The organism is Streptomyces sp. NPDC058240 (assembly GCF_042882135.1).
Classification (GTDB): Bacteria; Actinomycetota; Actinomycetes; order Streptomycetales; family Streptomycetaceae; genus Streptomyces.
In genome coordinates, this window is the sequence record NZ_JBHVWT010000137.1 from 1 (window position 1) to 2,669 (window position 2,669).

Annotated in this window: 4 protein-coding genes; all 4 read right to left on the bottom strand. The window is 65.6% G+C overall.

Features of this window, described 5'->3' with window-relative positions; all coding sequences use genetic code 11:
- Window positions 1–382: 382 nt before the first annotated feature.
- Complete coding sequence (locus ACFVX4_RS41895; protein ID WP_389988722.1) at window positions 383–736, bottom strand: hypothetical protein; 354 nt, start codon at window positions 734–736, stop codon at window positions 383–385.
- Window positions 736–1,098 (bottom strand): hypothetical protein, encoded by a 363-nt coding sequence (locus ACFVX4_RS41900; RefSeq protein WP_389988724.1) that lies wholly within the window; start codon window positions 1,096–1,098, stop codon window positions 736–738. The genes ACFVX4_RS41895 and ACFVX4_RS41900 overlap by 1 nt, the downstream gene beginning before the upstream one ends.
- A 71-nt stretch (window positions 1,099–1,169) precedes the next feature.
- Complete coding sequence (locus ACFVX4_RS41905) at window positions 1,170–1,553, bottom strand: hypothetical protein (protein ID WP_385339716.1); 384 nt, start codon at window positions 1,551–1,553, stop codon at window positions 1,170–1,172.
- A 13-nt stretch (window positions 1,554–1,566) separates the two neighbouring features.
- On the bottom strand, window positions 1,567–2,669 hold a 1,103-nt coding region (locus tag ACFVX4_RS41910), incomplete at its 5' end, for a hypothetical protein (RefSeq protein WP_389988727.1).

Sequence of the window (2,669 nt, forward strand, 5' to 3'; positions counted from 1 at the left end):
GTACCCAGGTCATCACTCGACCCACGCGACTTCGACGACAGATTCGTCAGAACCTGCGCCCCCATGTCGAACTTCATCCAGTCCCCCTGCCGAGCCTGTGCAAACAAATGTGCTGACCATCCCTATCAACTCCGGGGTGCTGAAGCAATCGAGGACCTCGGGGCTGTGGACAGGCTGTGACAGGGCTACCGAAGCACGGCGCAGGCTATGACGTGTGAAAACGGAGTACATGACCGGGCCGCGGAGGAGGGGGAGCCCTCCCGGCTCGACGGGGCTCCCGAGGATCTTCGGTCGATCTTCACTCCCTGCACACGATTTTGAGCGGTGATCATTCGATCGCCGTATCCGTAACCTGGCGATCGCCTGCGGACCCGGCGGGTCATCAGGATCCGGTGAGCCTCTTCGTCGTCGATTCGATGAACGCGGCGGCTTCGATCTCGGTGATCTCGACATGGTCGATCTCATTGCGGCCGAGTGCGTACAACCGGAGGTATTCGGTCGGCTCCCAGCGGAGATTCCGGGTGAATGCCTCGTCGTGCGTTTCTGCTTCCCGGCCGATGGTGTGGTGCCGGAGGATCCCGCGCGGGCTGTTCCGGGGAAAGCCCTCACTGATCTTCGCGTAGTAGGTGACCCGGCCGGCGGGGGCGACGTACTCGCCGACGTCGAAGAACGGCCGGCCCTCCTCGGCGCCGCAGGCGCGCGCCCACAGAGCCGCACGGCGCATGTGCTCGCGCATCAGCAGCGCGCGTGAACGCCTATGGGCGAAGGCCGATGGAAGGCAGCCTCCATCACCTCGTTGATGTTTGAGAGGTCGCGCGCCAGTTCAATCTTCGGCGCATCGAGCCCGAGCCCTTCCCATTGCGCGAACCCGCCCCTGCGCTCGCTGAACTGCCCGACGGAATAGCCGCTGCCCCGCTCGAACATGAGCAGGATCGGCTCGTAGGGATCGGGCAGCTCGGGCAGCTTGACCTTGCCCTCGGCCCGCAGCGCGGCCCAGCGGACCGCGCCGCGGCACCCCCGCTCGATGGCCGGCTCCAGGTCATCCCAGGCGATGGCCCACAGCCGCCCGAGGACGGCCCGCGACGATTCGCCGCTCACTCGAAAACCCGCCCCTGGACCGATGAGACCGATCGGCCCGGCAAAAATCCTGCCAGGCCGGTCCGGGCCGGTCAGAGATTCGCGTCGACGTACTTGGCGACCTCCACCATTTGGGCTTCGTTCTCGGGGGGCACCAGATAGTCGTGTTCCCTGATCCGCGCGAGGAATTCCTCGGGGAGTTCTACGTGGTGTGTCCAGACGTAGAACCAGAGGTCTCCCCTCCAGAGCCACTCTCCGTCGGAGAAGATCGAGTCGCCACCGAGTACGGTCCTGCCGGAGCCGAGCACGTCTTCGGAGGAGCCCATGACGCTGAAGACCTCGTGGCCTCCGAGCAGATACTCGGTGATCCGTTTGGCATCTTCGTAAGGGTTCGGCGCAAGGAAGTCCCGCACACTTCCTCTCGGAGTTCCGAACGAGGGTGCCCAGAGTTCCTGGAAGAAATCGGCGATCTGCATGGGTGATCCTCTGCTAGCGGGCCATGGGAAGGAATGTTCGCCAGTATCCTCCACCAAAGATCTTCGGAATCTGGTTGGGACCGAGCTTGGTGTTCACGCCGACCTTGTTCGTCGGGGCCATCACAGGGACTCCGAGTTCATTGGCGACGGCCTGTGCGGCGGGGATGTCCAGCGCGCCTTCTCCTGCCGTTCCCGTATGGCACGACACCAGCCGCACCGGGCCTCCGTCGTAGCTCGGGTTGGCCCGTATGGCATCCGCGATGTGTGTGGGGTGAGTGTCACCGGCGGAGAAGGACGATCCGGCCTCGTTCACCCGCCCGGGTTCGAAGAAGCCCTGGTTGTTTCCGTGCACAACCACGTCGTGGTACCCCGGGAGCGGCTCGACCAGGTCGAAGTTGACCCTCGTGCTCCTGTCGTAGCCCACGGCTGTTCGCCCGTCTCCGAAGTAGACGGGGTCGCCGGTGTTCAGAATCAGATCGCCGGGTTCCTTGGGCTGTGCCGGAATTCTGGATTCCGGTGAAACCCGGGCCTCGTAGTCGCGGCGGGTGCCCATATCGGCGTCGTGGTCCGGGGAGTGGGGCCCGTCGCCGGCATCAGGTGTGGGGTGGTGATCGGCCGCAGGTCCGTCGGGCGAAGGCTGGTGACCGTCCGAATCGTGGGCATGCGGTTCGTCCGGCCCGTTGTCCGGGGTGTGCTCGGGCTCCGAGGAGCCACCCTCGTGCGGGTGTGCAGGCCCATCCGGCGTTTCCCCAGGGTGGGACGGGGTGTCCCCGCCGTGTCCCGTTCCGCTGCCGGACGGGTGGTCGGCAGGGTGGGTGGTCCCTCCGAAAGCGTCGTCACCCATGTGACCGACATCGGTTGCCGTGTGGGTGCCCGCACCGACCAGCGCCGGTTCTCTGACCGTGTTTTCCACGTCAGGGAGGTGCGGGGAGGTCTCGGCGGGCGCGTCCTTGGCGTGCTGGACGGTGTCGCCGTGTTCGTTGAGGAGATTGCCGTCGTGGTCGAAGTACTGGACGGGGACGTCGGTGTGGGTGGGGAGTTTGGTGGTGTTCTCGGGCAGGAGAGGCGCGTCGTCGGGGAACTTGATGGTGCCGTCGGGGAGTTTGGCCCCGCCCT